Source organism: Streptomyces sp. NPDC001914 (assembly GCF_042891215.1).
Taxonomy (GTDB): domain Bacteria; phylum Actinomycetota; class Actinomycetes; order Streptomycetales; family Streptomycetaceae; genus Streptomyces.
Genome location: NZ_JBIASW010000008.1, coordinates 57264 through 82300 on the forward strand (window position 1 = coordinate 57264; position 25037 = coordinate 82300).

Annotated in this window: 21 protein-coding genes; 12 read left to right on the forward strand and 9 right to left on the reverse strand. The window is 72.7% G+C overall.

The genetic code is table 11. The annotated features are described in order from the left end of the window. Positions 1 to 169: 169 nt before the first annotated feature. The 3 genes from ACFYYF_RS23015 to ACFYYF_RS23025 form a co-directional block, all read right to left on the reverse strand. Positions 170 to 1159 (reverse strand): N-acetylmuramoyl-L-alanine amidase, encoded by a 990-nt coding sequence (locus ACFYYF_RS23015; RefSeq protein ID WP_388778590.1) that lies wholly within the window; start codon positions 1157 to 1159, stop codon positions 170 to 172. 22 nt (positions 1160 to 1181) lie between these two features. Continuing rightward, positions 1182 to 1832 carry a class I SAM-dependent methyltransferase gene (locus tag ACFYYF_RS23020; RefSeq protein ID WP_388778593.1) on the reverse strand — a complete coding sequence of 217 codons (651 nt, stop codon included), beginning with the start codon at positions 1830 to 1832 and terminating at the stop codon, positions 1182 to 1184. A gap of 139 nt (positions 1833 to 1971) precedes the next feature. Beyond that, positions 1972 to 3717 carry an MFS transporter gene (locus ACFYYF_RS23025; RefSeq protein WP_388778596.1) on the reverse strand — a complete coding sequence of 582 codons (1746 nt, stop codon included), beginning with the start codon at positions 3715 to 3717 and terminating at the stop codon, positions 1972 to 1974. A 295-nt stretch (positions 3718 to 4012) separates the two neighbouring features. Here ACFYYF_RS23025 and ACFYYF_RS23030 point away from each other — a divergent pair, with 295 nt between their 5' ends. From ACFYYF_RS23030 to ACFYYF_RS23050, 5 genes are all read left to right on the forward strand, one after another. Next, entirely contained in the window at positions 4013 to 6454 is a 2442-nt protein-coding gene (locus ACFYYF_RS23030; RefSeq protein ID WP_388778599.1) for an acyl-CoA dehydrogenase, read from the forward strand. An 8-nt stretch (positions 6455 to 6462) separates the two neighbouring features. After that, a complete protein-coding gene (locus ACFYYF_RS23035) occupies positions 6463 to 7653 on the forward strand; it encodes a lipid-transfer protein (RefSeq protein ID WP_388778602.1) in 1191 nt (396 codons plus the stop codon). A 122-nt stretch (positions 7654 to 7775) separates the two neighbouring features. Continuing rightward, positions 7776 to 9194 (forward strand): MFS transporter, encoded by a 1419-nt coding sequence (locus ACFYYF_RS23040; RefSeq protein ID WP_388778605.1) that lies wholly within the window; start codon positions 7776 to 7778, stop codon positions 9192 to 9194. A 51-nt stretch (positions 9195 to 9245) separates the two neighbouring features. Further along, complete coding sequence (locus ACFYYF_RS23045; protein WP_388778607.1) at positions 9246 to 9788, forward strand: SigE family RNA polymerase sigma factor; 543 nt, start codon at positions 9246 to 9248, stop codon at positions 9786 to 9788. Then, a complete protein-coding gene (locus ACFYYF_RS23050) occupies positions 9785 to 10636 on the forward strand; it encodes a hypothetical protein (RefSeq protein WP_388778610.1) in 852 nt (283 codons plus the stop codon). The genes ACFYYF_RS23045 and ACFYYF_RS23050 overlap by 4 nt, the downstream gene beginning before the upstream one ends. An 82-nt stretch (positions 10637 to 10718) precedes the next feature. Here the strand turns inward: ACFYYF_RS23050 and ACFYYF_RS23055 are convergent, their stop codons facing one another. Beyond that, a complete protein-coding gene (locus tag ACFYYF_RS23055) occupies positions 10719 to 11351 on the reverse strand; it encodes a response regulator (RefSeq protein WP_388779182.1) in 633 nt (210 codons plus the stop codon). A gap of 355 nt (positions 11352 to 11706) precedes the next feature. Here ACFYYF_RS23055 and ACFYYF_RS23060 point away from each other — a divergent pair, with 355 nt between their 5' ends. Beyond that, positions 11707 to 13200 (forward strand): alpha-L-arabinofuranosidase B, encoded by a 1494-nt coding sequence (locus tag ACFYYF_RS23060; protein ID WP_388779184.1) that lies wholly within the window; start codon positions 11707 to 11709, stop codon positions 13198 to 13200. A gap of 65 nt (positions 13201 to 13265) precedes the next feature. Here the strand turns inward: ACFYYF_RS23060 and ACFYYF_RS23065 are convergent, their stop codons facing one another. The 3 genes from ACFYYF_RS23065 to ACFYYF_RS23075 are packed head-to-tail and all read right to left on the reverse strand — an operon-like array spanning position 13266 to position 16131. After that, positions 13266 to 14516 (reverse strand): sensor histidine kinase, encoded by a 1251-nt coding sequence (locus ACFYYF_RS23065; RefSeq protein WP_388778612.1) that lies wholly within the window; start codon positions 14514 to 14516, stop codon positions 13266 to 13268. A gap of 14 nt (positions 14517 to 14530) precedes the next feature. Further along, positions 14531 to 15250 (reverse strand): ABC transporter permease, encoded by a 720-nt coding sequence (locus ACFYYF_RS23070; RefSeq protein ID WP_388778614.1) that lies wholly within the window; start codon positions 15248 to 15250, stop codon positions 14531 to 14533. After that, a complete protein-coding gene (locus ACFYYF_RS23075) occupies positions 15250 to 16131 on the reverse strand; it encodes an ATP-binding cassette domain-containing protein (protein ID WP_388779187.1) in 882 nt (293 codons plus the stop codon). Before ACFYYF_RS23075 ends, ACFYYF_RS23070 begins: the two co-directional genes overlap by 1 nt. Positions 16132 to 16500: 369 nt before the next feature. Here ACFYYF_RS23075 and ACFYYF_RS23080 point away from each other — a divergent pair, with 369 nt between their 5' ends. Genes ACFYYF_RS23080 through ACFYYF_RS23090 form a run of 3 tightly spaced genes read left to right on the forward strand, consistent with a single transcriptional unit; the run spans position 16501 to position 19469 of the window. Next, entirely contained in the window at positions 16501 to 17358 is an 858-nt protein-coding gene (locus ACFYYF_RS23080) for a MaoC/PaaZ C-terminal domain-containing protein (RefSeq protein WP_388778616.1), read from the forward strand. A 34-nt stretch (positions 17359 to 17392) separates the two neighbouring features. Further along, entirely contained in the window at positions 17393 to 18469 is a 1077-nt protein-coding gene (locus ACFYYF_RS23085) for a Zn-dependent alcohol dehydrogenase (protein WP_388778619.1), read from the forward strand. Between the two features lie 49 nt (positions 18470 to 18518). Then, positions 18519 to 19469: a 3-oxoacyl-ACP reductase gene (locus ACFYYF_RS23090; protein WP_361678072.1), complete on the forward strand. Its 951-nt coding sequence runs from the start codon at positions 18519 to 18521 to the stop codon at positions 19467 to 19469. Between the two features lie 114 nt (positions 19470 to 19583). Here the strand turns inward: ACFYYF_RS23090 and ACFYYF_RS23095 are convergent, their stop codons facing one another. Next, the gene (locus ACFYYF_RS23095) at positions 19584 to 19754 is read right to left on the reverse strand and encodes a hypothetical protein (protein ID WP_365484826.1); all 171 of its coding nucleotides are present in this window, start codon (positions 19752 to 19754) and stop codon (positions 19584 to 19586) included. A 48-nt stretch (positions 19755 to 19802) separates the two neighbouring features. Next, positions 19803 to 22418: a hypothetical protein gene (locus tag ACFYYF_RS23100; RefSeq protein ID WP_388778622.1), complete on the reverse strand. Its 2616-nt coding sequence runs from the start codon at positions 22416 to 22418 to the stop codon at positions 19803 to 19805. Between the two features lie 272 nt (positions 22419 to 22690). On the opposite strand from ACFYYF_RS23100, the gene ACFYYF_RS23105 reads away from it, so the two are divergent. The 3 genes from ACFYYF_RS23105 to ACFYYF_RS23115 form a co-directional block, all read left to right on the forward strand. Then, the gene (locus ACFYYF_RS23105) at positions 22691 to 23542 is read left to right on the forward strand and encodes a Nif3-like dinuclear metal center hexameric protein (RefSeq protein WP_388778625.1); all 852 of its coding nucleotides are present in this window, start codon (positions 22691 to 22693) and stop codon (positions 23540 to 23542) included. Further along, complete coding sequence (locus ACFYYF_RS23110) at positions 23539 to 24282, forward strand: C4-type zinc ribbon domain-containing protein (RefSeq protein WP_361678276.1); 744 nt, start codon at positions 23539 to 23541, stop codon at positions 24280 to 24282. The genes ACFYYF_RS23105 and ACFYYF_RS23110 overlap by 4 nt, the downstream gene beginning before the upstream one ends. Before the next feature lie 11 nt (positions 24283 to 24293). Further along, on the forward strand, positions 24294 to 25037 hold a 744-nt coding region (locus tag ACFYYF_RS23115), incomplete at its 3' end, for a reverse transcriptase-like protein (RefSeq protein ID WP_388778627.1).

A 25037-nucleotide genomic window follows, 5' to 3' on the forward strand; every position in this document is an offset into this window, starting at 1 on the left:
CAGGTCCTTCGTCAGTCGTCTCGTCGTCATTGAGGCATCGCTGTACGCCGTGTCGCCGACATGGTGCAGCCGTCGGGACGCGGTGTGAAGCTCGGGGGTGGCCCTTTATCGTACGGACGACACTATCGCCCGGACGATCAGGGTGTCGCCGGGTTGGATCCGTAGATCACTACCCGTGCAGGAAACCAACGATTCCTTCAGAGATCCCCCGTGCCGCCTTTTCCCGCCAGGCGCTGCTGGTGAGCTGCGCCGCGTCCTTCGTATCGCGCATGTTGCCGCACTCGATGAACACCTTGGGAACCGTTGACAGATTGAGACCGCCGAGGTCGTCACGGACCACCAGTCCGGTGCCGTCACCGACGTAGTTGGAGGGCGCGCTGCCCGTCTCGCGGACGAACAGACCCGCGATGTGCTCGCCGAGGTCGCGGGAGGCGGAGACGATCGGGCGGGTGTCGGCGGCCCCCGCGTGCACGGACGCCGGAAGGATCACATGGAAGCCGCGGTTGCCGGCCGCCGATCCGTCGGCGTGCAGGGAGACGACCGCGTCCGCGTGCGCCGCGTTGCCGATGCGGGCGCGCTCGTCGACGCAGGGACCGAAGGAACGGTCGCCGTCCTGGGTCAACTTCACCGTGGCGCCCTGCTTTTCGAGGAGGGTCCGCATCCGGTGCGCGACGTCGAGGGTGAACCGGGCTTCCGTGTAACCCGCGTTGGTCGACGTGCCGGTGGTGTCGCACTCCTTCCAGTTCGTGCCGATGTTCACCTTGCGGTTGATCTCGGACGCGTGCTGGAAGTTGTCGGGGTTGTGCCCCGGGTCGATGACGACGACCTTGCCCTTGAGGGAGCCGGACGCGGCGGGCTTCGAGGACGAGGAGGACGAGGACCGGGACGGGGAGGAAGAGGGCGCCGGTGACTTGCTCGGTCTGCCGTCGTCCGCCGTGGACGCGGACGACGGCGAGGAGGCGGAGCCGGAGCCGGGTTCGGAGGACGACGTCGCGGGAACGGCCCGGTCGGAGCCGCCCCCCGAGTCGTCTCCCACGGCCTGCCACACCAGCCAGCCGGCCAGTGCGCCGGGCACGAGCGCGGCGAGCGCGACGGTGAGCGGACCCCGCCGGAAACGGCGCGGGCGGGGCGGATCGAAGTCTGGGCCTACGTACGACACGTCAGCGACTCTAACCGGGTGCTCAGATCCCTGCTCCGGTTCGCCGCAGGACGCGCAGCGAGCCGGTCACCGCGATCTCGGTGAAGGCGCCCGATTCCAGGGCCCGGAGATAGACGCGGTAGGGGGCCTGGCCGGTGAACTCGTCCACCGGGTCGGGGAACACGTCGTGGATGACGAGGAGGCCGCCCTCGGCGACGTGCGGCGCCCAGCCCTCGTAGTCCCCGCTCGCGTGTTCGTCCGTGTGGCCGCCGTCGATGAAGACGAGACCGAGGGGGGTGCCCCAGAAGGCGGCGATCTGCGGCGAGCGGCCGACCAGCGCGACCACGTGGTCCTCCAGGCCCGCCCGGTGCAGGGTGCGGCGGAAGGTGGGGAGCGTGTCCATCAGGCCGATCTCCTGGTCCACCGTGGACGGGTCGTGGTACTCCCAGCCCGGCTGCTGCTCCTCGCTGCCCCGGTGGTGGTCGACGGTGACGGCGGTCACCCCGGCCTCGCGGGCCGCGTCGGCGAGCAGGATCGTGGAACGGCCGCAGTACGTGCCGACCTCCAGGAGCGGCAGCCCGAGCTGTCCGGCCTCGACCGCGGCCTCGTGGAGCGCGAGTCCCTCACCGCGCGGCATGAACCCCTTCGCGGCCTCGAAGGCGGCGAGGATCTCGGGCTTGGGTGCCGAGGACATGGGGTTTCCTCCATCGGTGTGAACAACGGGTACGCGCAGCATCGTGCACCACACCCCCGCCGTACGGGCGGCGGGGGTGTCGATGATCACTTCGGGGGATGCGGCCGGTCGCCGGGGCGATGAGGCCGCATCGCGCGTGTCAGGCCGTGACGCCGGCGTCCTCCTCGGGGAGCGACAGGTCGTGGGCGACCGGACGGTCGTCGCCCGTGTGCGTGGCCGACGAGGCGAGCGGACCGTGGCCGGCGGCCCGCGCGGCGAGCACGTAGGCGCCCTGGGCCGGGACGGCGAGCGCGTAGCGGCCGTCCTCGGCGGAGAGGGTGGCGCCCGCCTGGCGGCCGCGCCGGTCGATCAGAGTGACCTTGGCGCGGGCGACCGGGCCGCCCTCGGCGTCCAGCACCCGGCCGTGGAAGCCGCCGAGCACCTCGTGCGCCCGCTCCAGTGCCATGTCCTCCTCGCTGCTCGCCATCAGCGAGGGCTTGGTCGCCGGGCGCCGGCCGGGCAGGAACAGCGCCATCAGCAGGCCGACCGCGACGGCGCCCGTCGCGATCAGGAAGGACACGCGGAAGCCGTGCATGGTGGGGATCGCGACCCCGCCGGCGTGGTGCGCCGTGTTGGCGAGCACCATGCCGATGACGGCGCTCGACACCGACGTGCCGATGGAACGCATCAGGGTGTTCAGACCGTTGGCGGCGCCCGTCTCCGAGGCCGGGACGGAACCGATGATCAGGGCGGGCAGCGAGGAGTAGGCGAGGCCGATGCCCGCGCCGAGGATCACCGCGATGACCAGGGACTGCCAGGCGGCGCTCATCAGGCCGAGGCCGGCGCCGTAGCCGATTCCGATGATCACCATGCCGATGATCAGGGTGACCTTCGGGCCGTACTTCGCCGACAGGCGGGCGTACACGGGCGCCGTGACCATCATCGTCAGGCCGAGCGGCATGACGAGCAGACCCGCGCTCACCATCGACTGGCCGAGGCCGTAGCCGGTGGACTTCGGGAGCTGGAGCAGTTGCGGCAGGACCAGCGAGACGACGTAGAACGAGACGCCGACCATGATCGAGGCGAGGTTGGTGAAGAGGACGGCGGGGCGGGCCGTGGTGCGCAGGTCGACCAGCGGGGCCTTCACGCGCAGCTCCATCACGCCCCAGAGCAGCAGGACGGCGAGGGACGCGCCGAACAGGCCGAGCGTGATGGGCGCGGTCCAGCCCCAGTCGCTGCCCTTGGTGATCGGCAGCAGGAAGAGCACGAGCCCGGCGGACAGGCCGATCGCGCCCAGTACGTCGAAGGTGCCCTTGGCCCGCATGGGGGACTCCGGCACGACGAGGAGGGTGAGGACGATCGAGACGACGCCGAGGCCGGCGGCGCCGTAGAAGAGGGCGTGCCAGTCGGCGTGCTGGGCGACGAGGGCCGCGGCGGGCAGCGCGAGCCCGCCGCCGACGCCGATCGAGGAGCTCATCAGGGCCATCGCGGAGCCGAGCTTCTCGCGGGGCAGCATGTCGCGCATCAGGCCGATGCCCAGCGGGATCGCGCCCATCGCGAAGCCCTGGAGGGTACGGCCGACGATCATCGGCAGCAGGGTGACGCTCAGCGCGCTGACCAGGGCGCCGGCCACCATCACGGCCAGGCTGGTGAGCAGCATGCGCCGCTTGCCGTAGAGGTCGCCGAGGCGGCCCATGATCGGCGTGGCCACCGCGCCCGAGAGCAGGGTCGAGGTCAGGACCCAGGTGGCGTTGCTGGGCGTGGTGTCCAGCAGGGTCGGCAGGTCCTTGATGACCGGGACGAGCAGGGTCTGCATGACCGCGACAACGATGCCCGCGAAGGCGAGCACCGGAACGGTCGCGCCGCCCGGCCTCCGCGCGGGCCGGTCGGTCGTCGTGTGCGTCATTGCGGGGGGCCTCCAGGCCATAGCGAAGGGAGCTCTCGGGAGCGGAGCGAGGGGGTTTTCCGTGCGGATGTCCGGGGACGGTCGGCCGGGTGATCCATGGGGATGCGGGGGCGTCGGTCGGGTGATCCACGCGAAGTACGTGCAGGGGGAACCCGGTGTGCCCGGGCAACTATTCCGATGCTTCGGCGTACTAACGAATTCTTGACCGATCCATGGGTATCTGACCTACCGTCAGAATGAAACGTGTTCTAGTCTGGCGCGGATCCACGCACCTTGGGCCTTTGGGGAGGCACGCATGGGCATCGCGGTCACGCCGGAGCAGGGGGAGCTGGCCGAGGCCGTGCGCGGCTGGATCGCCCGCGCCGTGCCGCCCGAGGAGGTCCGCAAACTCCTGGAGGCCCCGGGTGGCGGCAGACCGGCCTTCTGGGACGCGCTCGCCGCGCAGGGGCTGCTCGCCGTGCACCTGCCGGAGGCGTACGGGGGTGGCGGCGGCGACCTGGTCGACCTCGCCGTCGTCGTCGAGGAGGCCGCGCGGGCGGCGCTGCCCGGGCCCTTCGTGGCGAACGTCCTGGCGTCGGCGGTGCTCATGGCGGAGCTGGCGGCGGAACCCGGGGCGACGGGTGACGCGGGGCAGGGGGCGGGGAGGGCCGGTCTCGTACGGGATCCAGGGAGCGCTGGTCTCGTACGGGATCCAGGGCGCGCCGGTCTCGTACGGGCCCTGGGGTGCGGGGAGCGCATCGGTGCCGTCGCGTTCGGCGCCGGCTCCCTGACGGCGCTGGCGGTGGACGGCGGCTACGTACTGGACGGGACGGCACCACCCGTGCTGTCCGGCGCCGACGCGGACGTCCTCGTCCTGGCGGCGACGCCCGCGGGGCCTGAGCGCACTCCAGGCGCCGGTGCTGTTCCTGGCGCGGGCGCCTCTCCCGGCGTCGGCTCCACTCCCGGCAGGGGCACCGCTCCTGATGCCGGTGTCGCTGTCGGCGAGGGTGCTGCTCCCGGTGCGGGCGCCTCTCCTGCGGCCACCTCTCCCGGCGTCGGCTCCACTCCCGGCAGGGGCACCGCTGCCGGCGAGGGTGTTCTCTGGTTCGTGGTGGATGCTGCCGAGCTGGGTGTCCGGGCGCACGAGAGTGCCGATCCGACGCGGGGGACCGCCGAGGTCCGGGCCCACGGGGTACGGGTCCCCGTGGACCGCGTCCTGGCGGTCGACGCCTCACTGGTCACGGACCTCGCCGCCGTCGTCCTCGCCGCCGACGCCTGCGGCACCGCGGCCTGGTCGCTGGAGACGGCCGCCGCGCACGCCAGGGTCCGCGAGCAGTTCGGCCGCCCCATCGGACACTTCCAGGGCGTCAAGCACCTGTGCGCCGACATGCTGCTGCGGCTGGAGCAGGCGAGAGCGCTCACCTGGGACGCCGCACGCGCCGCGCAGGAGCCGCCCGGTGTACGGGAGTTGGCGGCCGCCCTCGCCGCGGGCGCCGCCCTCGACGCGGCCTGCTCCTGCGCCAAGGACTGCGTCCAGATCCTCGGCGGCATCGGGTTCACCTGGGAGCACGACGCCCATCTCCATCTGCGCCGGGCCCTGGTGGCACGGCAGCTGCTCGGCGCCGGAAGCGGACACCTGCGGCGGGCGGTACGGCTCGCGCGCGGCGGTGTGCGGCGGGAACTGCGCCTGGAACTGCCGCCGGAGGCGTCCGCGTACCGGACCGAGGCCCGCGCGGTGATCGACCGGGTGCGCGGACTCGCCCCGGCGGAGGTCCGCCGGTCCCTGGCGCCCACCGGCTACGCCGCCCCGCATCTGCCCCCGCCGTACGGCCTCGGCGCGGGCCCGGTCCAGCAGCTCGCCGTGCAGCAGGAGCTGACCGCGGCCGGAGTGCGCGTCAGCGACCTGGGGATCGCGACCTGGGTCGTGCCGTCCCTCATCGCGCACGGGACCCGGCAGCAGCAGGAGCGGTATCTCCTGCCCACCCTGCGCGGCGACCTCCTGTGGTGCCAGCTCTTCTCGGAGCCCGGCGCCGGATCCGACCTCGCCTCGCTGCGCACCCGCGCCGAGCGCACCGCCGACGGACGCTGGCGGATCAACGGACAGAAGGTGTGGACGAGCGCGGCACAGTGGGCCGACCACGGGATCCTCCTCGCCCGGACGAACCCGGACGCGCCCAAGCACAAGGGGCTCACCTACTTCGTCGTCGACATGAAGAACACGGACGGCATCGACATCCGCCCCCTGAAGGAGATCACCGGGGACTCCCTGTTCAACGAGGTCTGGTTCGACGACGTGCTGCTGCCCGCGGACGCGGTCGTCGGCGAGGTCGACGACGGCTGGCGGGTCGCCCGCAACACGCTCGGCAACGAACGCGTCCACATGGCCGACCAGTTGACCTTCGACACCGGCCTGGAGGCACTGATACCGGCCGACGTCGACGGCCCCCGGCTGGGGGCGCTGCTGGCCGAGGCGCACGCCCTGGCCTGCGTCACCCTGCGCACCACCCTCAGCCAGGTCTCCGGCGCCGAACCGGGCGCCGGCGCCTCCGTCCGCAAACTCGTGCAGACCGCGCACCAGCAGAAGGTCGCCGAACTCGCCCTCGAACTCCTCGGCCCCGAGGGCGCGTTGAACGAGGGCCCCGGCAGGCGGGCCGTGCACGGATTCCTGCTCTCCCGGTGCCTGACCATCGCGGGCGGTACCACCCAGGTCCAGCTCAACGTCGTCGCCGAGCGTCTGCTCGGCCTGCCACGGGACTAGGAGCGCCCATGAGGACGTACGTCGTCGGTGTCGGCATGACCAGGTTCGAGAAGCCGGAGACCCGGGAGTGGCAGTACTGGGACATGGTCCGCGAGGCCGGTACCGACGCCCTGGCCGACGCCGGGATCTCGTACACCGACGTGGAACAGGTCCCCGTCGGGTACTGCTTCCAGCCGTCCACCGCCGGTCAGCGCGCGGCCTACGAACTCGGCCTGACCGGCGTGCCCGTCTACAACGTGAACAACAACTGTGCCACCGGAGCAAGCGCGTTGATGCTGGCCCGGCAGTTCGTGGAGGGCGGCATCAGCGACTGCGTCCTCGCGCTGGGCTTCGAGAAGATGAAGCGGGGATCGCTCGGATCGGGCGCCGACGGCGGGGACTTCGCCACGTCACCCGTCGCCCGGCACTACGGGATCATGTCCGCACGGCACGGCTTCGAGATGTCCCCGCCCACCGCGCAGATCTTCGGCGACGCGGCCCGCGAGCACATGGAGCGATACGGCACGACCGAGGCCCAGCTCGCCGCCGTCGGCGCCAAGAACCACCGCCACTCGGCGCACAATCCCTACGCCCAGTTCCAGGACGTGTACTCCGTCGACGAGATCCTCGCCGCCAAGGCCGTGCACCGCCCGCTGACCCGGCTCCAGTGCTCGCCCACCTCGGACGGAGCCGCCGCGGCCGTCGTCGTGTCCGAACGGTTCGCCGAGCGGCACGCGTTGGAGGAAAAGGCGGTCGAGATCGTCGCGCAGGCGATGGCCACCGACACCGAGGAGTCCTTCGCCTCCGGCTCCTGCATCGACGTCGTCGGCCGGCCGATGTCACGGGAGGCCGCGCGCCGGGTGTACGAGCGCTCCGGGCTCGGCATCGAGGACGTGGACGTCGTGGAACTCCACGACTGCTTCTCCGTCAACGAACTGCTGACCTACGAGGCGCTCGGCATGTGCGCGGAGGGGGAGTCGGGCGAACTCGTCGAGTCGGGGGCGACGACGTACGGCGGACGCTGGGTGGTGAACCCCTCCGGCGGACTGATCTCCAAGGGGCACCCCCTGGGGGCCACCGGGATCGCGCAGGTGGCCGAGCTGGTCTGGCAGCTCAGAGGGCAGGCCGGGGCACGCCAGGTCCAGGGGGCACGGGTCGGCCTCGCGCACAACATCGGCCTGGGCGGCGCGGCGGTGGTCACGCTGCTGCGCAGGCCCTAGCGAGTGCAGGGTGCCGAAGGACGGGCGGGGCTGCGGGGACACGTCCTAGGTCCGGTGCCCTACGTCCGGGTGCGCCGAAATACCGATGCAAGGAGCGTCCGTGGGTTGAGAGCATGACAGCCATGCTCCGAGCCGCCGAAGACACCCGGACGACCGCCCGTACCGCCCCGCCCGCCTGGGTGGTGATCGCGCTCGCGTGCGCCGGACAGTTCCTGGTCGTCCTGGACGTGTCCGTCGTCAACGTCGCCCTGCCCTCCATGCGGACCGACCTCGGGCTGAGCGCCCCCGGACTGCAGTGGGTGGTGAACGCCTACTCCATCGCGTTCGCCGGATTCATGCTCCTCGGCGGGCGGGCCGGAGACCTGTACGGGCGCAAGCGGATGTTCCTGGTGGGTCTCGCGCTCTTCACGCTCGCCTCGGCCGCCGGAGGCCTCGCCCAGGAGGGCACCCAACTGCTCCTCGCGCGCGCCGCGCAGGGCCTGGGGGCCGCGGTGCTCGCGCCCTCGACCCTGACGATCCTGACCTCGGCCGTCCCCGAGGGCCCCGCCCGCGCGCGGGCCATCGCGACCTGGACCGCGGTGGGCGCCGGCGGCGGCGCGGCGGGCGGACTCGTCGGCGGACTGCTGGTCGACGGCCTGTCGTGGCGCTGGGTGCTCCTCATCAACGTGCCCGTCGGGGCGATCGTGCTGGCCGGGGCCGCGTACCGGCTGGTCGAGAGCCGGGCCGGGGACGGGCGGCGGCTCGACCTGCCGGGCGCGCTCCTGGTGACGGCGGGACTCGCGACCCTGGCGTACGGGATCGTGCAGACGGAGGCCGGGGGCTGGACCGCGTCCTCGACCCTCGTACCGCTGGGCGCGGGACTGGCCCTCATCTGTGCCTTCCTGGCCGTCGAGGCCCGGACCAGGGCTCCGTTGATGCCGCTGAAGCTGCTGCGGCTGCGCTCGGTGTCCTCGGCGAACGCGGCCGTGTTCGTCTCCGGCTCGGCGATGTTCTGCATGTGGTTCTTCATGACGCTGTACGCGCAGAACGTGCTCGGCTACTCGCCGCTCGGCGCGGGCCTGGCCCTGGTGCCGAGTTCGCTCGCCGTGGTCATCGGCTCGAAGTCGGCGCCCCGCCTCATGCCGGTCGTCGGCGCGCGCAACGTTGCCGTCCTCGGCACGCTCCTGGCCGCGGCCGGCTTCGGCTGGCAGTCGGCCATGACGGCCGACGGCCCGTACCTCACGGCGATCATGCTCCCCGGCATCCTGATGATGGCCGGCGCCGGTCTGGCCGCGACACCGCTGGCCGCGATCGCGACCTCGGGCGCGGTGCCGGAGGACGCCGGGGTGGTCTCGGGACTGGTCAACACCTCACGGGTGATGGGCGGTTCACTGGGACTCGCGGTCATGTCCACGATCGCGGCGGCCCGTACGGGGGGACGTGTCTCCGGGGAGGCGCTGACCGCCGGGTACGCACTGGCGTTCCGCGTCAGCGGCGTGATGCTGCTCGCCGGTGCCGTCCTGATGTTCGCGTGGCTGCCGCGGACGACTTCACGGCGGTGAGGCAACGAAATCCGGTGCCCGTGGACTCCTTCAGTCATCTAGGAGGTGCTCATGGGGGATCGGAAGCAGGCTCGGGACACGGAGTTCCAGAGCTTCGTCGTCGGCCGCTGGCCACGGCTGATGCGTACGGCGTTTCTCCTGACGGGGGAGCAGCACGCCGCCGAGGACCTGGTCCAGACGACGCTGGAGCAGGTGTACGTGGCATGGCGCAGGGTCGGCTCGGCCGACGATCCGGAGGCGTACGTGCGGCGCGTGATGATCAACGCGCACGCCCGCAGACACCGGAGAAAACTCAAGGAGTTCCTCGCGCCGAGGGACGATTCGGGGCTGCACCGCGAGGTCCCCGACAGCAGTGACCCGATCGGCCGCGCCGACGACCGCGGCGCCCTGATCACGGCCCTGGCCGGGCTGCCCCCGCGCCAGCGCCAAGCGGTGGTCCTGCGCTACTGGGAGGACCTGAGCGAGAGCCAGGCCGCCGAGGCGATGGGCTGCTCGGTGGGCGCGGTGAAGAGCAACGCGGCCAAGGGGATCGCGAAACTCCGTGTCGTTCCGGGCCTGGCGAACACGGTGACGGACGGAGGGCGGACCCGATGAGCACGGACCGGGAGACGAATCACGACATGGCGGCGACGGGCGCGGACATCGCCTTCCTGCTGGCCCGGGCGGCGGACGAGGTCGAGATCGGCACGGCCCCCTACCAGGCGGTGCTGCGCGGCGGACGCCGTCGCAGGGCGCGCCGCTGGGCCGTGACGGCGGCGGCCGCCCTGGTGGTCGCGGGGACCACGGGAACGCTGGCGCTTGCGGAGGGAATGGGCGGGGACGACGGGGGCCGGCGGGCCGTTCCGGCCGTGACCGTGCCGTCGACGCCCGAGCAGCGGCACGTGTACGACCCGCAGGAGACCAGCATCGGGCGCGGGCTGGTGCACGGGAAGGAGTGGAGCGTCAAGGTCGTCGTGTGGGGGGCGCCGAAGAACGAGCGGGAGGCGCAGTACCAGCGGTCCAGGATGAGCGAGTACGCCCTCACGCCGACGGGCACCGAGGTCGCGTCCGACCTCGTCGGCAAGGGCTGGGTGTTCGTCCGTCTCAGCCTGGAGGACCAGGGGACGACGACCGTGGTGGACGGGGCCGTCGAGAAGGGCGACTCGCTCGCGGGCCGGGACATCGAGTCCTTCTCGGGCCCGCTGAACCTCGGCGGCGGCGCTTCGGCGAGGACCTCCCAGCGGCTCGTGATCGGCAAGGTCGCCCCGACCGCCAAGGAGGTCACCTGCACCTGGGACGACGGCACCACGATCATCGCCGGGAAGGCGTCGCCGGGGACCGGCATCGGCCAGGAGATGGAGGACCTGATCCGTCCGGTGGACGGCTCCCAGCCGGACTGGTTCACCTGCGTGGCACCCGAGGGCAAGCACTACGCGTCGGGGACGGCGAAGGTGACGAAGTAGCGAGGGCGGACGAGGAGTGACGTGGCCGTGGCCGCCGCCGGACCCCGGTGGCGGCCACCGTCACGATGGAGACGAACCGGCCCTACAGCCAGCCCTGTTGGCGGGCCTCCCGCATCGCCTCCATGCGGTTGCGGGTGCCCGTCTTGCCGATGGCGGACGAGAGGTAGTTGCGGACGGTCGATTCGGACAGGTGCAGCTTGCCGGCGATGTCGGCGACGGTGGCGCCGTCCGCCGAGGCCTTCAGGACGTCGCACTCGCGGGCCGTGAGCGGATTGGGGCCGGCGCTCAGCGCGGCGGCGGCGAGCGCCGGATCGATGACGGTCTCCCCGGTCAGCACCCGCCGGATCGCCTCGGCCAGTTCCTCCACGGGTCCGTCCTTGACGAGGAACCCGGCGGCACCCGCCTCCATGGCCCGCCGCAGATAGCCGGGGCGGCCGAAGGTGGTGAGGATCAGCACCCGGCAGTCGGGGGCCTGGTCGCGCAGTGCGGCGGCGGCGTCCAGCCCGCTCATCCCCGGCAACTCGATGTCGAGCAGGGCCACATCGGGCCGGCTCACCAGCACCGCGTCCACGATCTCGTCGCCGGTGGAGACCTGCGCGACCACCTCGATGTCCGGCTCCATCCCGAGCAGCAGGGCGAGTGCCCCGCGCATCATCTTCTGGTCCTCGGCGAGCAGGACACGGACGGACTTGGCGGGCCGGTGGTCCCGGGGCATCTCGTTCACGCGGCCCAGCGTAAGGCGGGAGGGGGCTTCCGCGACCCGGCCCGCACGTTCCGGCGGACTCCGGAAATCGGCCTCGTCCCCGTCCGCGCGTCTTGACGGCCCCGGGCCGCGGGCAAATAATCGCCTCGGAATTCAGCGCTCCCCTTTGTCATTCCTGAGCCGGGCCGCTTTCCGTAAACGTTCGGAATATCGACCGGGAATTGGTTCGGTATATCGATCGAACGATGTCCGGTATTTCGACCGGGCACCCGCACTGTCCTACCAGGAACGGAAGAGGTGCACCGTGTTGTCATCCTTCGTGCGCTTACAGCGCCTCAGAAACACAGTCCTGGCCGTGCTGTCGGTGATGGCGGCCGTCGCCGCGTTCGCCGTCGGCGCGCCGCAGGCCACCGCCGCCGGGTCGCTGCCCTGCGACGTCTACGCCGCCGCGGGCACGCCCTGTGTCGCCGCGCACAGCCTCGTCAGGGCGCTCTACTCGTCGTACGGCGGCGCGCTCTACCAGGTGCGGCGCGCCTCCGACGGCGCCACCGCGAACATCGGTCTCCTCGCGGCCGGCGGCTACGCGAACGCGGCGGCCCAGGACTCCTTCTGCGGCGGCACCACCTGCATCATCACGGAGATCTACGACCAGTCCCCGCGCCACAACGACCTCACGATCGAGGGTGCGGGCGGGGCGGGAGCCGCCGACGTCGGGGCGCCGGCGGACGCGCTGCCGGTGACCGCCGGCGGCCACCAGGTCTACGGTCTGGAGATCTCCGCCGGCATGGGCTACCGGGACAACACCACCTCGGGTGTCGCCACGGACGGAGCCGCCGAGGGGATGTACATGGTGACCTCCGGCACCCATGTCAACGGAAGCTGCTGTTTCGACTACGGCAACGCCGAGACCAACAACCTCGACACCGGCAACGGCCACATGGACGCGATCAACTTCGGCACCGAGTGCTGGTTCCCGCCCTGCTACGGCCAGGGCCCGTGGGTGCAGGCGGACCTGGAGAACGGGCTCTTCCAGTCGGACGCCGGATACAGCAAGAACACGTCGAACACCGGCACCGGACCGATGCCGTTCGTGACCGCTCTGCTGAAGAACAACGGTCAGGACCATTTCGCGCTGAAATACGGCAATGCCCAATCGGGCGGCCTCACGACCACCTATTCCGGCGGTGAACCCACGGCCGGAGGCTACTCGCCCATGCACCAGGAGGGCGCGATCGTCCTCGGCACCGGCGGCGACAACAGCAACGGCTCCATCGGGTCCTTCTTCGAGGGCGTCATGACCTCGGGCATCCCCACGGACGCCGCGGACAGCCAGGTGCAGTCGAACATCGTCTCCGTCGGCTACGGCGGCCCGACCGGCACCACGGGCTCGCTGACGGCCGGGTCCGAGATCTCCCTGCGGGCGACGACCGCGTGCTGCACGACCGGCTACATCCGCCACCAGAACGACGCGGCGGTCGTCTCGACGGTCACGTCGAGCAGTCCGGCCCTCGACAAGAGCGACGCCACCTGGATCGTCCGCCGGGGGCTCGCCGACGGCTCCTGCTACTCCTTCGAGTCGCGGAACTACCCGGGCGACTTCCTGCGGCACTTCAACTACCAGATCTACCGGCAGCCCATGACCGGCACCGCGCAGTTCAGACAGGACGCCACGTTCTGCGCCCAGACCGGCAAGAGCGGCACGGGGACCTCGTTCGCGTCGTACAACTACCCGACGCGCTACCTCCGGCACTACAACCACACCGTCTACATCGCGAGCAACGGCGGCTCGAACGCCTACGACAGCGCCACCTCGTGGACGGACGACGTGACCTGGTCCGTGACGGCTCCCTGGGCGCCGTAGCCCCGCCCGCGCGGCGGCGGGCCGGCCCGTCCGGGCCCGCCCGCCGCAGCACGGTGTTCCGCCCCTCAGACCGACGCCTCCGTCAAGTCCACCGCCTCCAACGGAAGTTCGGCGCGCACCTCGAAACCGCCGCGCGCGGTCCGGCCCGCCGTGAGTGAGCCGCCGGCCGTCGCGAGGCGTTCGGTGAGGCCCTTGAGACCGGTGCCGCCGATCCCCGGTTCGGGGTCCGCCACGGAGGCGCCCGTGCCGTTGTCCGAGACGGTCAGCCGCACGAGGTCCGCGGTGCCGTCGACGGTGATCTCGCAGCGCGTCGCGTCGCTGTGCCGTACGACGTTGGTGACGGCCTCGCGCAGCACCCAGCCGAGCAGGGCCTCGGTCTGCGGCACCAGCGGCGGCCCCGACTGCCGGACGACCGGCTCCACCCGCGCCGCGGACAGGGCCGAGCGGGCCCGGTCCAGCTCCGTGGCGAGGCTGCCCTCGCGATAGCCGGTGACCGCCTCCCGGATCTCCGTCAGCGCCTGCCGGCCGACCGACTCGATGTCCGTGACCTGCACGAGCGCCGCGTCCAGATCGCGGGGAGCCAGCCTGCGGGCCGCCTCCGACTTCACCACGATGACGGAGAGCGTGTGCCCCAGCAGGTCGTGCAGGTCGCGGGAGAAGCGCATCCGCTCCTTCTCCACCGCCCGGCGCGCCAGCTCCTCGCGGGCCGCCCGCAGCTCCCGTACCGCCTCGGCGAGGGAGAGGATCGCGGCCGTCACCATCGTGGACAGGAAGGTGCCGTAGGCGACGTTCACCGCGTCCCAGCCCGCCCGGTACACCGACACCGACGCGGCGAGCACCGTCAGACCGAGGCCGGTCTTCCCGAGCCAGGGGCCGCGCACCACCGCCCCGGTGGCCAGCCCGAGCAGCGGGAAGAAGTACAGCCAGCTGCCGCCGTACCCGATCGCCAGCGCGCAGGTGACCGCGGCCATCAGGACGAGCGCCACCCGGGTCGAGCGGGCCTCCCTCGTCGCCTTCGTGAACGCCCGGAACGTCACGTAGATGTACAGGGAGTTGAAGGCCAGCAGGCCAAGACCGCCGACCCAGGGCTGCGGGGTCCTGCCCTGGAAGAGGTTGGAGAAGGCGCCCATCCCCAGCAGCAGCCACGGCAGCAGAGCGAAGCCGGTCGGCGGCGGCCCCGGGTTCTCCGGCATCGGGCCACCGCTCCTGCGCGCGGCCCGCTGCTCCTCCTTGTACCGCTCCATGTCGGCCTTCCAGCGGTTCCGCTCGGCCCGCAGCGCGCGGACCTGGCAGCCGATGCCTTTCATCCAGGACATGTCCCGCTCCCCGTTCAGACGGTACGTGCGGATCGACGGTACGAGACCACGGCGTACGAACCGAACGCCAGCAGCCAGGCGACCAGCACCGCCACCGCGGTGAGGCCGGGTGCCCGGCCCTCGGTCACCGACACGCCGAGCTGCGCGAACCGGTTCGTGGGCGTGTACGCCGAGACCGAGCGCAGCCAGCCGGGGAAGAGGGCGAGCGGGAACCACAGGCCGCCCACCACCGCCAGCCCCAGATTGCACACCATGTTCGCGACACCCGTCGTCTGCGCGGTCATCCGGTAGCCGTTGCCGAGCCCCAGCAGGGTGAACGGGACGGAGCCCAGCCACAGCACCAGGGCCGTCGCGGCCCACTGCCAGGCGTCCAGCCGTACGCCGTTGACGAGGCCGCCGGCCGCGAGCACCGCGACGATCGCGGGCAGCACGGTCACCGAACCGGTCAGCGCCCGCCCGAGCACCACCTGGCGCGAGGTCATCGGGGTCACCCGGAGCTGCCGCAGCCAGCCGGTCACCTTGTCCTCGGCGACCCCGCCGCCGGTGTTCAGCGCCGAGCCGACCGCCCCGTAGGCGGCCATGCCGACCATCGACGCGGTCCTCCACGCGCGGTCGTCGCCACCGCCGAGGTTGGTGAACAGCAGATACATCATCACCGGCATCGCGACGCCGCCGATCACGAAGCCGGTGTCACGCAGTGTCCGGCGCACTTCGAGCCGCAGATAGTCGAACATCACACCGTCTCCCGTTCGCGCGAGGTGAGGGCCAGGAAAGCGTCGTCCAGGGACGCGGGGACGACCTCCAGGCCGCGGATCGCCCCCCGTTCGGCCAGCGCGACCACCGTCGCGTCCGAGTCGTCCGTGCGCAGCCGGGCCCGGCCCCCGCGCACCTCCACGGCCACCACCCCGGGCAGCAGGGCCAGGCTCTCCGCGGCGAGGCCCGCCAGGTCGAAGGAGACGAGGTTGCCGCCCGCCGACCGCCGAAGCTCCTCCCCGGTCCCGTCCGCGACGATCCGCCCCCGGTCGACCACGACGATCCGGTCGGCGTGCGCGTCGGCCTCCTCCAGATAGTGCGTGGAGAACAGCACGGTGTGGCCACGCCGGGCGTAGGCCCGCATGGACTCCCAGAACGCGTGCCGTGCCTCCACGTCGAGCGCCGCGGTGGGCTCGTCGAGCACGATCAGCGCGGGGTTCCCGGCGAGCGCCACCGCGAACCGCACGCGCTGCGCCTGCCCTCCGGACAGCCGGTCCACGCGCCGCCCGGCCAGTTCCGTGACGCCCGCGAGACGCAGGGCCTCGGCCACCGGCAGCGGCGCCGGATAGCGTCCGGCCACGAAGGAGACCAGCTCCTGGACGGTGACCCGGGGCACCGGACGGGCGTCCTGGAGCATCGCGCCGACGCGTCCGGCGCGCACCGAGTCCTCCGGGCGGCCGCCGAAGAGCTCCACCGAGCCCTCGTCCGGCTCGTTCAGGCCGAGCAGCAGCGAGATCGCCGTCGACTTCCCCGCGCCGTTGCGGCCCAGCAGCGCCACCGTCTCGCCGCCCGCCACGTCGAGGTCGAGACCGTCCACGGCGCGCACGGTGCCGAAGGTCTTGACCGCGCCCCTGAAGCGCACCGCCGGCGCCGCCCCCGTCACCGCAGGCGCGCACGCCCGCGGCTCTCCCGCCGTCGTCCCCGTCGTCCTTGTCATGAGAACGACGCTAGGGGCCCGGGGCGGTGCTCCGGCAGATGCACTTGTCGGCGATCGGCCGGGACAAATGTCACGGCCGCGGCCGCGACGCGACCGGCGCCGGGCCAAGTGACGACTCGATCTGACATGGCGTCAGTAGTCTTCACAAGTACTGGGCGCTCGGCTATACAAGGGTTCGCCGTACTGGAACGCGTTCTAGAACGAGCGGGTTCCGCGGCCCAGTGTCGACCTCGGTGCGGCCGACGGTGCGGACGGCCGCACCGAGGTCTTTCGCGCAGTCGAGTCAGGAGCCCCATGCCCATTGACGCCGCCAAGGCCGTCGCAGCGGAACCCCGGACCGGCGAGATCGCCTGGAGTCACAAGGACGTCCAGCTCTACCACCTGGGCCTCGGTGCGGGCGTCCCCGCGACCGACCCCGACGAACTGCGCTACACCCTCGAATCCAGGCTGCACGTCCTGCCGAGCTTCGCCACCGTCGCGGGCGCGGGCTCACCGGGCGTGATCGGCGGACTGTCCATGCCCGGCGTCGACGTCGACCTCGCCCGCGTCCTGCACGGCGGCCAGAGCGTCCGGCTGCACCGCCCGATCCCCGCCGAGGGCACGGCCACCGCCACCAGCCGCATCGCCGCCGTCTACGACAAGGGAACCGCGGCCGTCCTCGTCATGCGCACCGAAGTGGCCGACGCCGAGGGCCCGTTGTGGACCAACGACGCCCAGATCTTCGTACGCGGCGAAGGCGGCTGGGGCGGCGACCGCGGACCGAGCGCCCGTCTCGAAGCCCCGGCAGGCCCACCGGACCGGACTGTCGAACGCCCGATCCGCGAGGAACAGGCCCTGCTCTACCGGCTCTCCGGCGACTGGAACCCGCTGCACGCCGACCCCGAGTTCGCCAAGCTCGCCGGCTTCGACCGGCCGATCCTGCACGGGCTGTGCACGTACGGCATGACGCTCAAGGCCGTCGTCGACACCCTGCTCGGCGGCGACGTGACCCGCGTCCGCGCCTGCGCCACCCGCTTCGCCGGAGTCGTCTTCCCCGGCGAGACCCTGCGCATCCGGATGTGGCGGGGCGACAGCGGGATCCGGGTGGCGGTGAGCGCGGTCGAGCGGGACGACGCGCCGGTCCTCGCCGACACCCTCGTCGAACACGTCTGACACCCGTACGAACCGTCCTGAGGGGAGCCGCACCATGCGCGCAGCCGTACTGCACGAGATAGGCCAGGACAAACTCGAGGTCCTCGACGACGTCGAGGCGGTGGGCTTCGGGCCCGGCAAGGTGCGCATCCGGGTGCGGGCCACGGGGCTGTGCCACTCGGACCTGTCCGCGATGAACGGCGTCCTGCCGCAGCCCGCGCCGTTCGTCCCCGGACACGAGGGCGCCGGCGAGATCACCGAGGTCGGCGAGGGCGTCACCCATCTGAAGCCCGGCGACCGCGTCGTCATCTGCTGGCTGCCCGCCTGCGGCGCCTGTCCGGCCTGCAAGAGGGGCCAGACCGAACTGTGCCTGGCCGGGTTCATGAACGCGGGCACCCCCAACTTCAAGCGCCCCGGCGGCGACGTGTTCGGCTTCGCCGGCACCGGCACCTTCACCGAGGAGGTCGTCGTCGCCGCCGGCTGCGCGGTCCCCATCCCCGACGACGTGCCCTTCGACATCGCCGCCCTGATCGGCTGCGGCGTCACCACCGGACTCGGCGCGGCCCTCAACACCGCCGACGTGGAAGCCGGTTCGTCGGTCGCCGTCATAGGCTGCGGAGGCGTCGGCATCTCCGCGATCCAGGGCGCCCGGCTCAAGGGGGCCGCGGAGATCGTCGCCGTCGACCCGGTCGCCTCCCGCCGCGAGGCCGCGCTCCGCTTCGGCGCCACCAAGGCCGTCTCACCCGACGAACTCGCCGACGCCAAGCAGTCGGTCACCGCGGGCGAGGGCTTCGACTACGTCTTCGAGGTCGTCGGCAAGTCCGCCACCGCCCGCACCGCCTACGACCACACCCGCCGCGGCGGCACCCTCGTCGTCGTCGGTGCCGGGGCCATGGACGACTTCCTCCAGCTCAACATGTTCGAGCTGTTCTTCGACGAGAAGCGCATCCTGCCCTCCATGTACGGCGGCGGGGACGTCCTCCGTTCCTACGAGCGCACGATCGCCCTGTGGCGCGCCGGCCGCATCGACCTCGAAGGCCTGATCACCCACCGGGTCCCGCTGGCCGGGATCAACGAGGCGCTCGACCAGATGCGTTCGGGCACCGCCCTGCGGACGTGCATCGAGATCTGACCCGGGCGACCGCCGGTACGGACCTCCACCCCAACCGCTAAGGACCCTGATGTCACTGCCACTTGAAGGGCTCACCGCGATCGTCACCGGCGCGGGCCGCGGGCTCGGCCGGGCCGAGGCGCTGGAACTCGGCCGGCTGGGCGCCGCCGTCGTCGTCAACGACTACGGACAGCCCGGACGGGACGGCTCGGGCGAGGCCTCGGCCACCCCGGCCGAGGAGGTCGCCGCCGAGATCCGGGCGGCCGGCGGCCGGGCCACCGCCCACACCGGGGACGTCGCCGACCACGAACAGGCCCGCGAACTGGTCGAGTCGGCCGTCGCCGCGTACGGAAAGCTGGACATCCTCGTCAACAACGCGGGCATCCTCCGCGACCGCATGGTCTTCTCGATGACCGAGGACGAGTGGGACTCGGTCGTCAGGGTCCACCTCAAGGGCCACTTCAACACCACCCGCTTCGCCTCCGCGCACTGGCGGGCCCGCTCCAAGGCGGCCGACGGGCCCGTCTACGGGCGGATCGTGAACACCTCGTCGGAGGCGTTCCTCGCCGGCTCCGCCGGACAGCCCAACTACGCGGCCGCGAAGGGCGGGATCGTCGGCCTGACCACCTCGACGGCGCAGGCACTCGCCAAGTACGGCGTCACGGCCAACGTCATCTGCCCGCGCGCCCGCACCCGGATGACGGAGGACGTCTTCGCCGGATTCGGGCAGCCCGACGAGGGCCTGGACCCGCTGGCCCCCGAGCATGTCGCCCCGCTCGTCGGCTACTTGGCCTCGCCCGCCGCCGCGCACGTCAACGGACAGCTCCTCGTCGTGCACGGCGGAATGGTCGCCGTCGTCGAACGGCCGCGGGTGGCGGCGAAGTTCGACAGCAAGCAGGACACCTTCAGCCACGACGAACTCGACGCGCTGCTCACCCCGTACTACGCGGACCGGCCGGGCGGCGAGACCTTCGCGGCGGTGGAGGTGCTGGGGCTCAGGCGGGAGGGCTCTTCTCACTGAGCGGACGGCCTTCGGTGGGCCGGGGCCGCCGGCCTGGAGAACTCCCCATGGAAACGGCCCCGCTCGCCATGGTGCGAGCGGGGCCGTACGCCGGTTTCGGCTGCCGTGGGTCCGTCAGGCCGTCGTGCCCTGCTGGCCGGACGGCTTGCGGTGGCGGCCCTGAGGGGTCGCCTCGTCGTCGTGGCCGGAGACCGGGCCGCGGTGTCTGCCGTGGCCTTCGGACCGGGCGGCCGACGTCTCGTGGACGTCCGTGCCCGGTGCTTCCATGGTGCTCGAGTCGTTCATTGAAGTGTTCACCCCGTATGCAAGATCCTTCTTTACAGCCGGGGGAGTCTAACGTGCGGTCATCGCCCGGGAGTCGGAGGGTGACGTTTCTTCGCCCGTGCTGCCCCTTTTCTCCTCGTCCGTGTGGGCCAACACACTCGGAACCCCGGATTCCGCGGGCATCCGCGGCACGGCGGTGAGCGGCCTCAGGGCGACCTGGCCCCTGAACTCTCCGGCGGCCGGCAGGGCGTCGACGCTCCCCGCCCCGAGCACGGTGCCGCCCGCGGGTGTCGCGCCGGTGCCGGCGCCGAGGCTCATGCCGGGCGGAGGCGTCTCGGCGACCTTGGTCCAGAGACCGGGCTCGATGGGGGTGGGTTCGGTACGGGCGGGTTCCGTGCGGGCGGGTTCCGTGGCGGCACCGGCTTCGGTGGGGGCCTCGGTGCCGGGGGCGGCGGGGGCGATGGCGATGATGACGGTCCCCTGATCGGTGCCGGCCGCCGTGGCCGGGGGAAGCGGCTCGGCCGGTTCGACGGCGACGGTCATGCCACCCGGGAGTGTCCCGTCGGTCCGGGTCCTGAGCCCCATGCCGGGCGGGGGCGTCTCGGCGACCTTGGTCCACAGGTCCGCCTCGGTCGTGGCCGCCCCGGCGGACTCGGCTCGGCGTCGCCGCTCCGGCGCCGGTGCCGCGACCGGTTCGGGCCGGTGTCTCTGTTCCGGGGCGGGTGCTCCGACCGGTTCGGACCGGCGCCTCGGCTCCGGTGCGGGTGCTGCGGCGGGTTCGGACCAGCCGTTCCGTTCCTGCGTGGGTGCCCCGGTGGGTTGGGCCCAGCGGTCCTGCTCCCGCGTGGGTGTCCCGGCCGGTTCGATCCAGCGGTCCTGGTTCTGCGCGGGTGCCTCGGTGGGCTGGGCCCAGCGGTCCCGTTCCCGCGTGGGTGTCCCGGTGGGTTCGATCCAGCGGTCCTGTTCCTGCGCGGGTGCCCCGGTGGCTTGGGCCCAGTCGTCCTGTTCCTGCGTGGGTGTTCCGGTGGGTTGGGCCCAGTTGTCCTGTTCCGGTGCTGGTGTTGCGGTGGGCTCGATCCAGATGCCCGCCTCGGTCGCGGGTGTCCCGGGGGGTTCGGCCCGGCGGCTCTGCTCCGGCGTCAGGGGCAGAGGAACCCTGGTCCAGCGGCTCGGCTGGGGCCGGCCCGGCCGGCCCGGCTCGGGGGTGCGTCGTGCGACCGGCCGGACCGGTTCGCCCCTCTCGTCGGGCAGCCGCACGACGGGTGGGAGCGCCCCGCCCGGCGCGAGGCCGGGGTTCGTGTCCCGCCGCTGCGCTTCGCCGGGCGAGGTCCTGGAGGTGAGGCTCGTCACCGTCGACAGCGGCTCCTGGCCCTCGGCCACGGAGCCCGTACCGGCGGACGGCACCCCGGGTCCGTCGACCGCGCGGACCCTCTCGTCCCTCGGGGCGCGGGCCGTGCCGCTGCTCGGCGTCAGGTGGACCGGCAGTGCCCGGCGCGGCTCGCCTCCCGGCGCCGGGTGCGGCGAACCGGCCGGCGGGCCGCCGCGAAGGGGCGCCTGCTGGAGGGGGACCGGCCGCGGCGCGGGGAGACCGGGGAGAGCCGGATCCCCTGTGTCCGGCTCTCCCGTCCCCTCGGGGGCCCCCAGCCGCGCGACACCGCACGGGACGGCCCCCGTGACGTACGGCAGGCGGAGCACCCCCTCAGCGGTCCACAGGCCGGTGCCGGGCAACCAGCCCTCCGGCGCCGGGCGGTGGTGGATCCGGCGCTCGGCCGGACGCCACACGCCCACCCAGGTCCCGCCCGGTCCGTCCATGCGCAGGGCGACCGCGCAGGACTCCGGGGTCAGCACCTGGCCCGGCTGGATCGCGAACGGGCTGATCGAACAGCCCGTCGCGTTCAGACAGTCGGGGAAGCGGACGGGCAGAGTGCTGCCGAGCACGCCCCAGCCGAGCCGGTCCCGGCCGGGCGACGGCGCGTCGGACCGGATGAGCAGGAGTCCGCTGTCCGCGTCGGCGAGGAGCAGCCGGTCGTTGCTGTGCTCGGCGATCTGGAGGAGCGGCGACACCTCGCCGCCGCGTTCGAGGTCGACCACCACGGACTTCGTGCGCCCGTCCTGGAAGCGGTCCAGCGCGAGCAGGCGTCCCGTGCCGTCCAGCCACACCCCTCCCGAGCAGTGGCCCGGCACCTCGGCCAGATGCGCCGGACCGAACGCGCCGCCCGCCACCAGCCACACGGCCGTCGACCCCCGGCCCACCGCGAGGGCGTACGCGCGCTCCCCGTCCGGCGCGGGCGGCAGCAGCCGCAGCACGGTGCCCGCGTCGGGGCACTCCACCGCGCCCAGCGGGAGCTCGCCGGTGCCCGGCCCGGTCGGGTACAGGAGGGAGAAGGCGTGGCGCCCGTCGTCCACCCGGTGGATCAGCACCCGCCCGTCGGTCAGCGGCAGCACCTCGGCACCGGGCTGCTCCGGCTGCGGACCGGGCAGCGGTACGGCGTACGGCTCGGGGCCGTCCAGGGTCCAGCGCTCCGGATACCAGGACTCGCCGTCGCGGGCGAGCCGCGCCCCGTAGGTGCCGTCGGCGGTGATCACACAGCCGGGAGGAGCGGCCCATCGCCTCGCGGCGTCACCGTACTCGGCGCCGTTCGCGCGCTCGCTCCGCACCACGGGTTCTCTCGCACCGGCCGTCATCGTTCGGTCACCTCCGGCGACGAAGGTAGTTTTCGCACGCACAGGCGGGGGCGCGACGGGCTGTTGCTTCACACATAAGGGTGGCCGAGTCGGGATTCGCCTGAGGGAGCCGGGCGGATGTGCTGAACGATGGCGGGAAGACGTGCGCCGGGAGACGGGGTGACCCTGTCCGGCCGGTGCCGCGGCACGGGCCCCGCGCGCCCGCCCGCCCCGGCAGGGGCCGGTCGCCCACGACCGGTCGGACAGGGACGCGAGGCAGGTAGCCTTTCCCCGTGCCCCGTCTGTCTGAAGTCATCGCCGCGCTCGACGCCCTGTGGCCCCCGGAGCGGGCCGAGGGGTGGGACGCGGTCGGCACCGTCTGCGGCGACCCCGACCAGGAGGTCACGCGCGTCCTGTTCGCCGTCGACCCGGTCCAGGACATCGTCGACGAGGCGGTGAAGCTGGACGCCGACCTGCTCGTCACCCACCACCCGCTCTACCTGCGCGGTACGACGACCGTGGCGGCCGGCACCTTCAAGGGCCGGGTCGTCCACACGCTGATCAAGAACGACATCGCGCTGCACGTCGCCCACACCAACGCCGACCGTGCCGACCCGGGAGTCAGCGACGCGCTGGCCGGGGCGCTGGACCTCCGGGTCGTGGGGCCCCTCGTGCCGGACACCACCGACCCCGCGGGACGCCGTGGCCTCGGCCGCGTCTGCGAGCTCGACCATCCGCTGACCGTGCGCGAACTCGCCGCCCGGGCCGCCGAGCGGCTGCCCGCCACCGCGCAGGGCATCCGTGTCGCGGGCGACCCCGACGCCCTGGTGCGGACCGTCGCGGTCAGCGGCGGCTCCGGGGACAGCCTCTTCGACGACGTGCGCGCCGCGAGCGTTGACGCGTTCCTCACCGCGGACCTGCGGCACCACCCGGTGTCCGAGGCCCGCGCCCACAGTCCTCTCGCGCTGCTCGACGCGGCGCACTGGGCCACCGAGTGGCCCTGGTGCGAGCTGGCCGCCGCCCAGCTCGACGAGATCTCCGACCGGAAGGGATGGGGACTGCGCGTCCACGTCTCCCGGACGGTCACCGACCCCTGGACCGCCCACGCGGCCTCACACAACGACACATCAGGAGCCCCCAACTGAACGCCGCGCCCGCCGACCAGATCCGACTTCTCGACGTCCAGTCCCTCGACTCGCGTCTGCAGCAGCTCGCCCACAAGCGGAAGTCGCTGCCCGAGCACGCCGAGATCGAGTCGCTGAACAAGGACCTCACCCAGCTCCGCGACCTGCTCGTCGCCGCGCAGACCGAGGAGAGCGACTGCGCCCGCGAGCAGACCAAGGCCGAGCAGGACGTCGACCAGGTGCGTCAGCGTGCCGTCCGCGACCAGCAGCGCCTCGACTCGGGTGCCGTCACCTCGCCGAAGGACCTGGAGAACCTCCAGCGCGAGATCGTCTCCCTCGCCAAGCGCCAGGGCGACCTGGAGGACGTCGTCCTCGAGGTCATGGAGCGCCGTGAGTCCGCCCAGGAGCGGGTCACGGAGCTGACCGGGCGGGTCTCCTCCGTCCAGGCGAAGATCGACGACGCGACCGCGCGCCGGGACGCCGCCTTCGAGCAGTTCGACGGCGAGTCGGCCTCGGTCACCAAGGAGCGCGAGGTCGTCTCCGCCTCCGTGCCCGCCGATCTCCTCAAGCTCTACGACAAGCTGCGCCTCCAGCAGGGTGGCGTCGGCGCCGCCCGGCTCTACCAGCGCCGCTGCGAGGGCTGCCGCCTGGAGCTCAACATCACCGAGGTCAACGAGGTGAAGGCGGCCGCTCCCGACGCCGTGCTGCGCTGCGAGAACTGCCAGCGCATCCTGGTGCGCACGTCCGAGTCCGGCCTGTAGGGAGCTCGTCCGTGCGGGAGTTCATCGTCGAGGCCGACGGAGGTTCCCGGGGCAACCCGGGGCCCGCGGGCTACGGTTCCGTGGTCATCGACGCGGCCACCGGGGAGACGCTGGCGGAGCGCGCCGAGTACATCGGCGTCGCCACCAACAACGTCGCCGAGTACCGGGGTCTGATCGCCGGTCTGGAGGCGGCCCGTGAGCTCGACGCGACCGCGCCGATCCGGGTCCGGATGGACTCCAAGCTCGTCGTGGAGCAGATGTCCGGGCGCTGGAAGATCAAGCACCCGGACATGAAGCCGCTGGCGGCACGGGCGGCCGGGGTCCTGCCGGGCTCCCAGGTCACGTACGAGTGGATCCCGCGCGAGCGCAACAAGCACGCGGACCGGCTGGCCAACGAGGCGATGGACGCCGGCAAGCGCGGCGAGTCCTGGTCCCCGTCGGCGTCGACCGCCGAACTGAACGCCCGCGCGACCCGCGCCGCGACACCGGAACCGACGGCCCCACCCGGCGACGCGACAGCGGGCGCCGCAAGGGCCCGAGCCGCCCTGAAGGAATCCCGAGGCGAGTCGCCCCGCAAGGGGCGCGAGGAACGGCGCGCCCAGCCCACGTCGGGCGACAGCCGGTCGACGGCGCAGGGCGGCACGGACGTGCCCCGTGAGGGGCGCGAGGAACGGCGCGCCCGGCCCGCGTCGGGCGACAGCCGGTCGACGGCGCAGGGCGGCACGGACGTGCCCCGTGAGGGGCGCGAGGAACGG

Excerpts from the sequence above, each read along its gene's own strand:
- ACFYYF_RS23085 (WP_388778619.1), top strand. The coding sequence starts at position 17,393 with ATGCGCGCAGCCGTACTGCACGAGATAGGCCAGGACAAACTCGAGGTC.
- ACFYYF_RS23070 (WP_388778614.1), bottom strand. The coding sequence starts at position 15,250 with ATGTTCGACTATCTGCGGCTCGAAGTGCGCCGGACACTGCGTGACACC.
- ACFYYF_RS23020 (WP_388778593.1), bottom strand. The coding sequence starts at position 1,832 with ATGTCCTCGGCACCCAAGCCCGAGATCCTCGCCGCCTTCGAGGCCGCG.
- ACFYYF_RS23045 (WP_388778607.1), top strand. The coding sequence starts at position 9,246 with ATGGGGGATCGGAAGCAGGCTCGGGACACGGAGTTCCAGAGCTTCGTC.
- ACFYYF_RS23095 (WP_365484826.1), bottom strand. The coding sequence starts at position 19,754 with ATGAACGACTCGAGCACCATGGAAGCACCGGGCACGGACGTCCACGAG.
- ACFYYF_RS23080 (WP_388778616.1), top strand. The coding sequence starts at position 16,501 with ATGCCCATTGACGCCGCCAAGGCCGTCGCAGCGGAACCCCGGACCGGC.
- ACFYYF_RS23055 (WP_388779182.1), bottom strand. The coding sequence starts at position 11,351 with ATGCCCCGGGACCACCGGCCCGCCAAGTCCGTCCGTGTCCTGCTCGCC.
- ACFYYF_RS23035 (WP_388778602.1), top strand. The coding sequence starts at position 6,463 with ATGAGGACGTACGTCGTCGGTGTCGGCATGACCAGGTTCGAGAAGCCG.
- ACFYYF_RS23050 (WP_388778610.1), top strand. The coding sequence starts at position 9,785 with ATGAGCACGGACCGGGAGACGAATCACGACATGGCGGCGACGGGCGCG.
- ACFYYF_RS23025 (WP_388778596.1), bottom strand. The coding sequence starts at position 3,717 with ATGACGCACACGACGACCGACCGGCCCGCGCGGAGGCCGGGCGGCGCG.
- ACFYYF_RS23090 (WP_361678072.1), top strand. The coding sequence starts at position 18,519 with ATGTCACTGCCACTTGAAGGGCTCACCGCGATCGTCACCGGCGCGGGC.
- ACFYYF_RS23040 (WP_388778605.1), top strand. The coding sequence starts at position 7,776 with ATGCTCCGAGCCGCCGAAGACACCCGGACGACCGCCCGTACCGCCCCG.
- ACFYYF_RS23030 (WP_388778599.1), top strand. The coding sequence starts at position 4,013 with ATGGGCATCGCGGTCACGCCGGAGCAGGGGGAGCTGGCCGAGGCCGTG.
- ACFYYF_RS23065 (WP_388778612.1), bottom strand. The coding sequence starts at position 14,516 with ATGTCCTGGATGAAAGGCATCGGCTGCCAGGTCCGCGCGCTGCGGGCC.
- ACFYYF_RS23100 (WP_388778622.1), bottom strand. The coding sequence starts at position 22,418 with ATGACGGCCGGTGCGAGAGAACCCGTGGTGCGGAGCGAGCGCGCGAAC.
- ACFYYF_RS23060 (WP_388779184.1), top strand. The coding sequence starts at position 11,707 with ATGGCGGCCGTCGCCGCGTTCGCCGTCGGCGCGCCGCAGGCCACCGCC.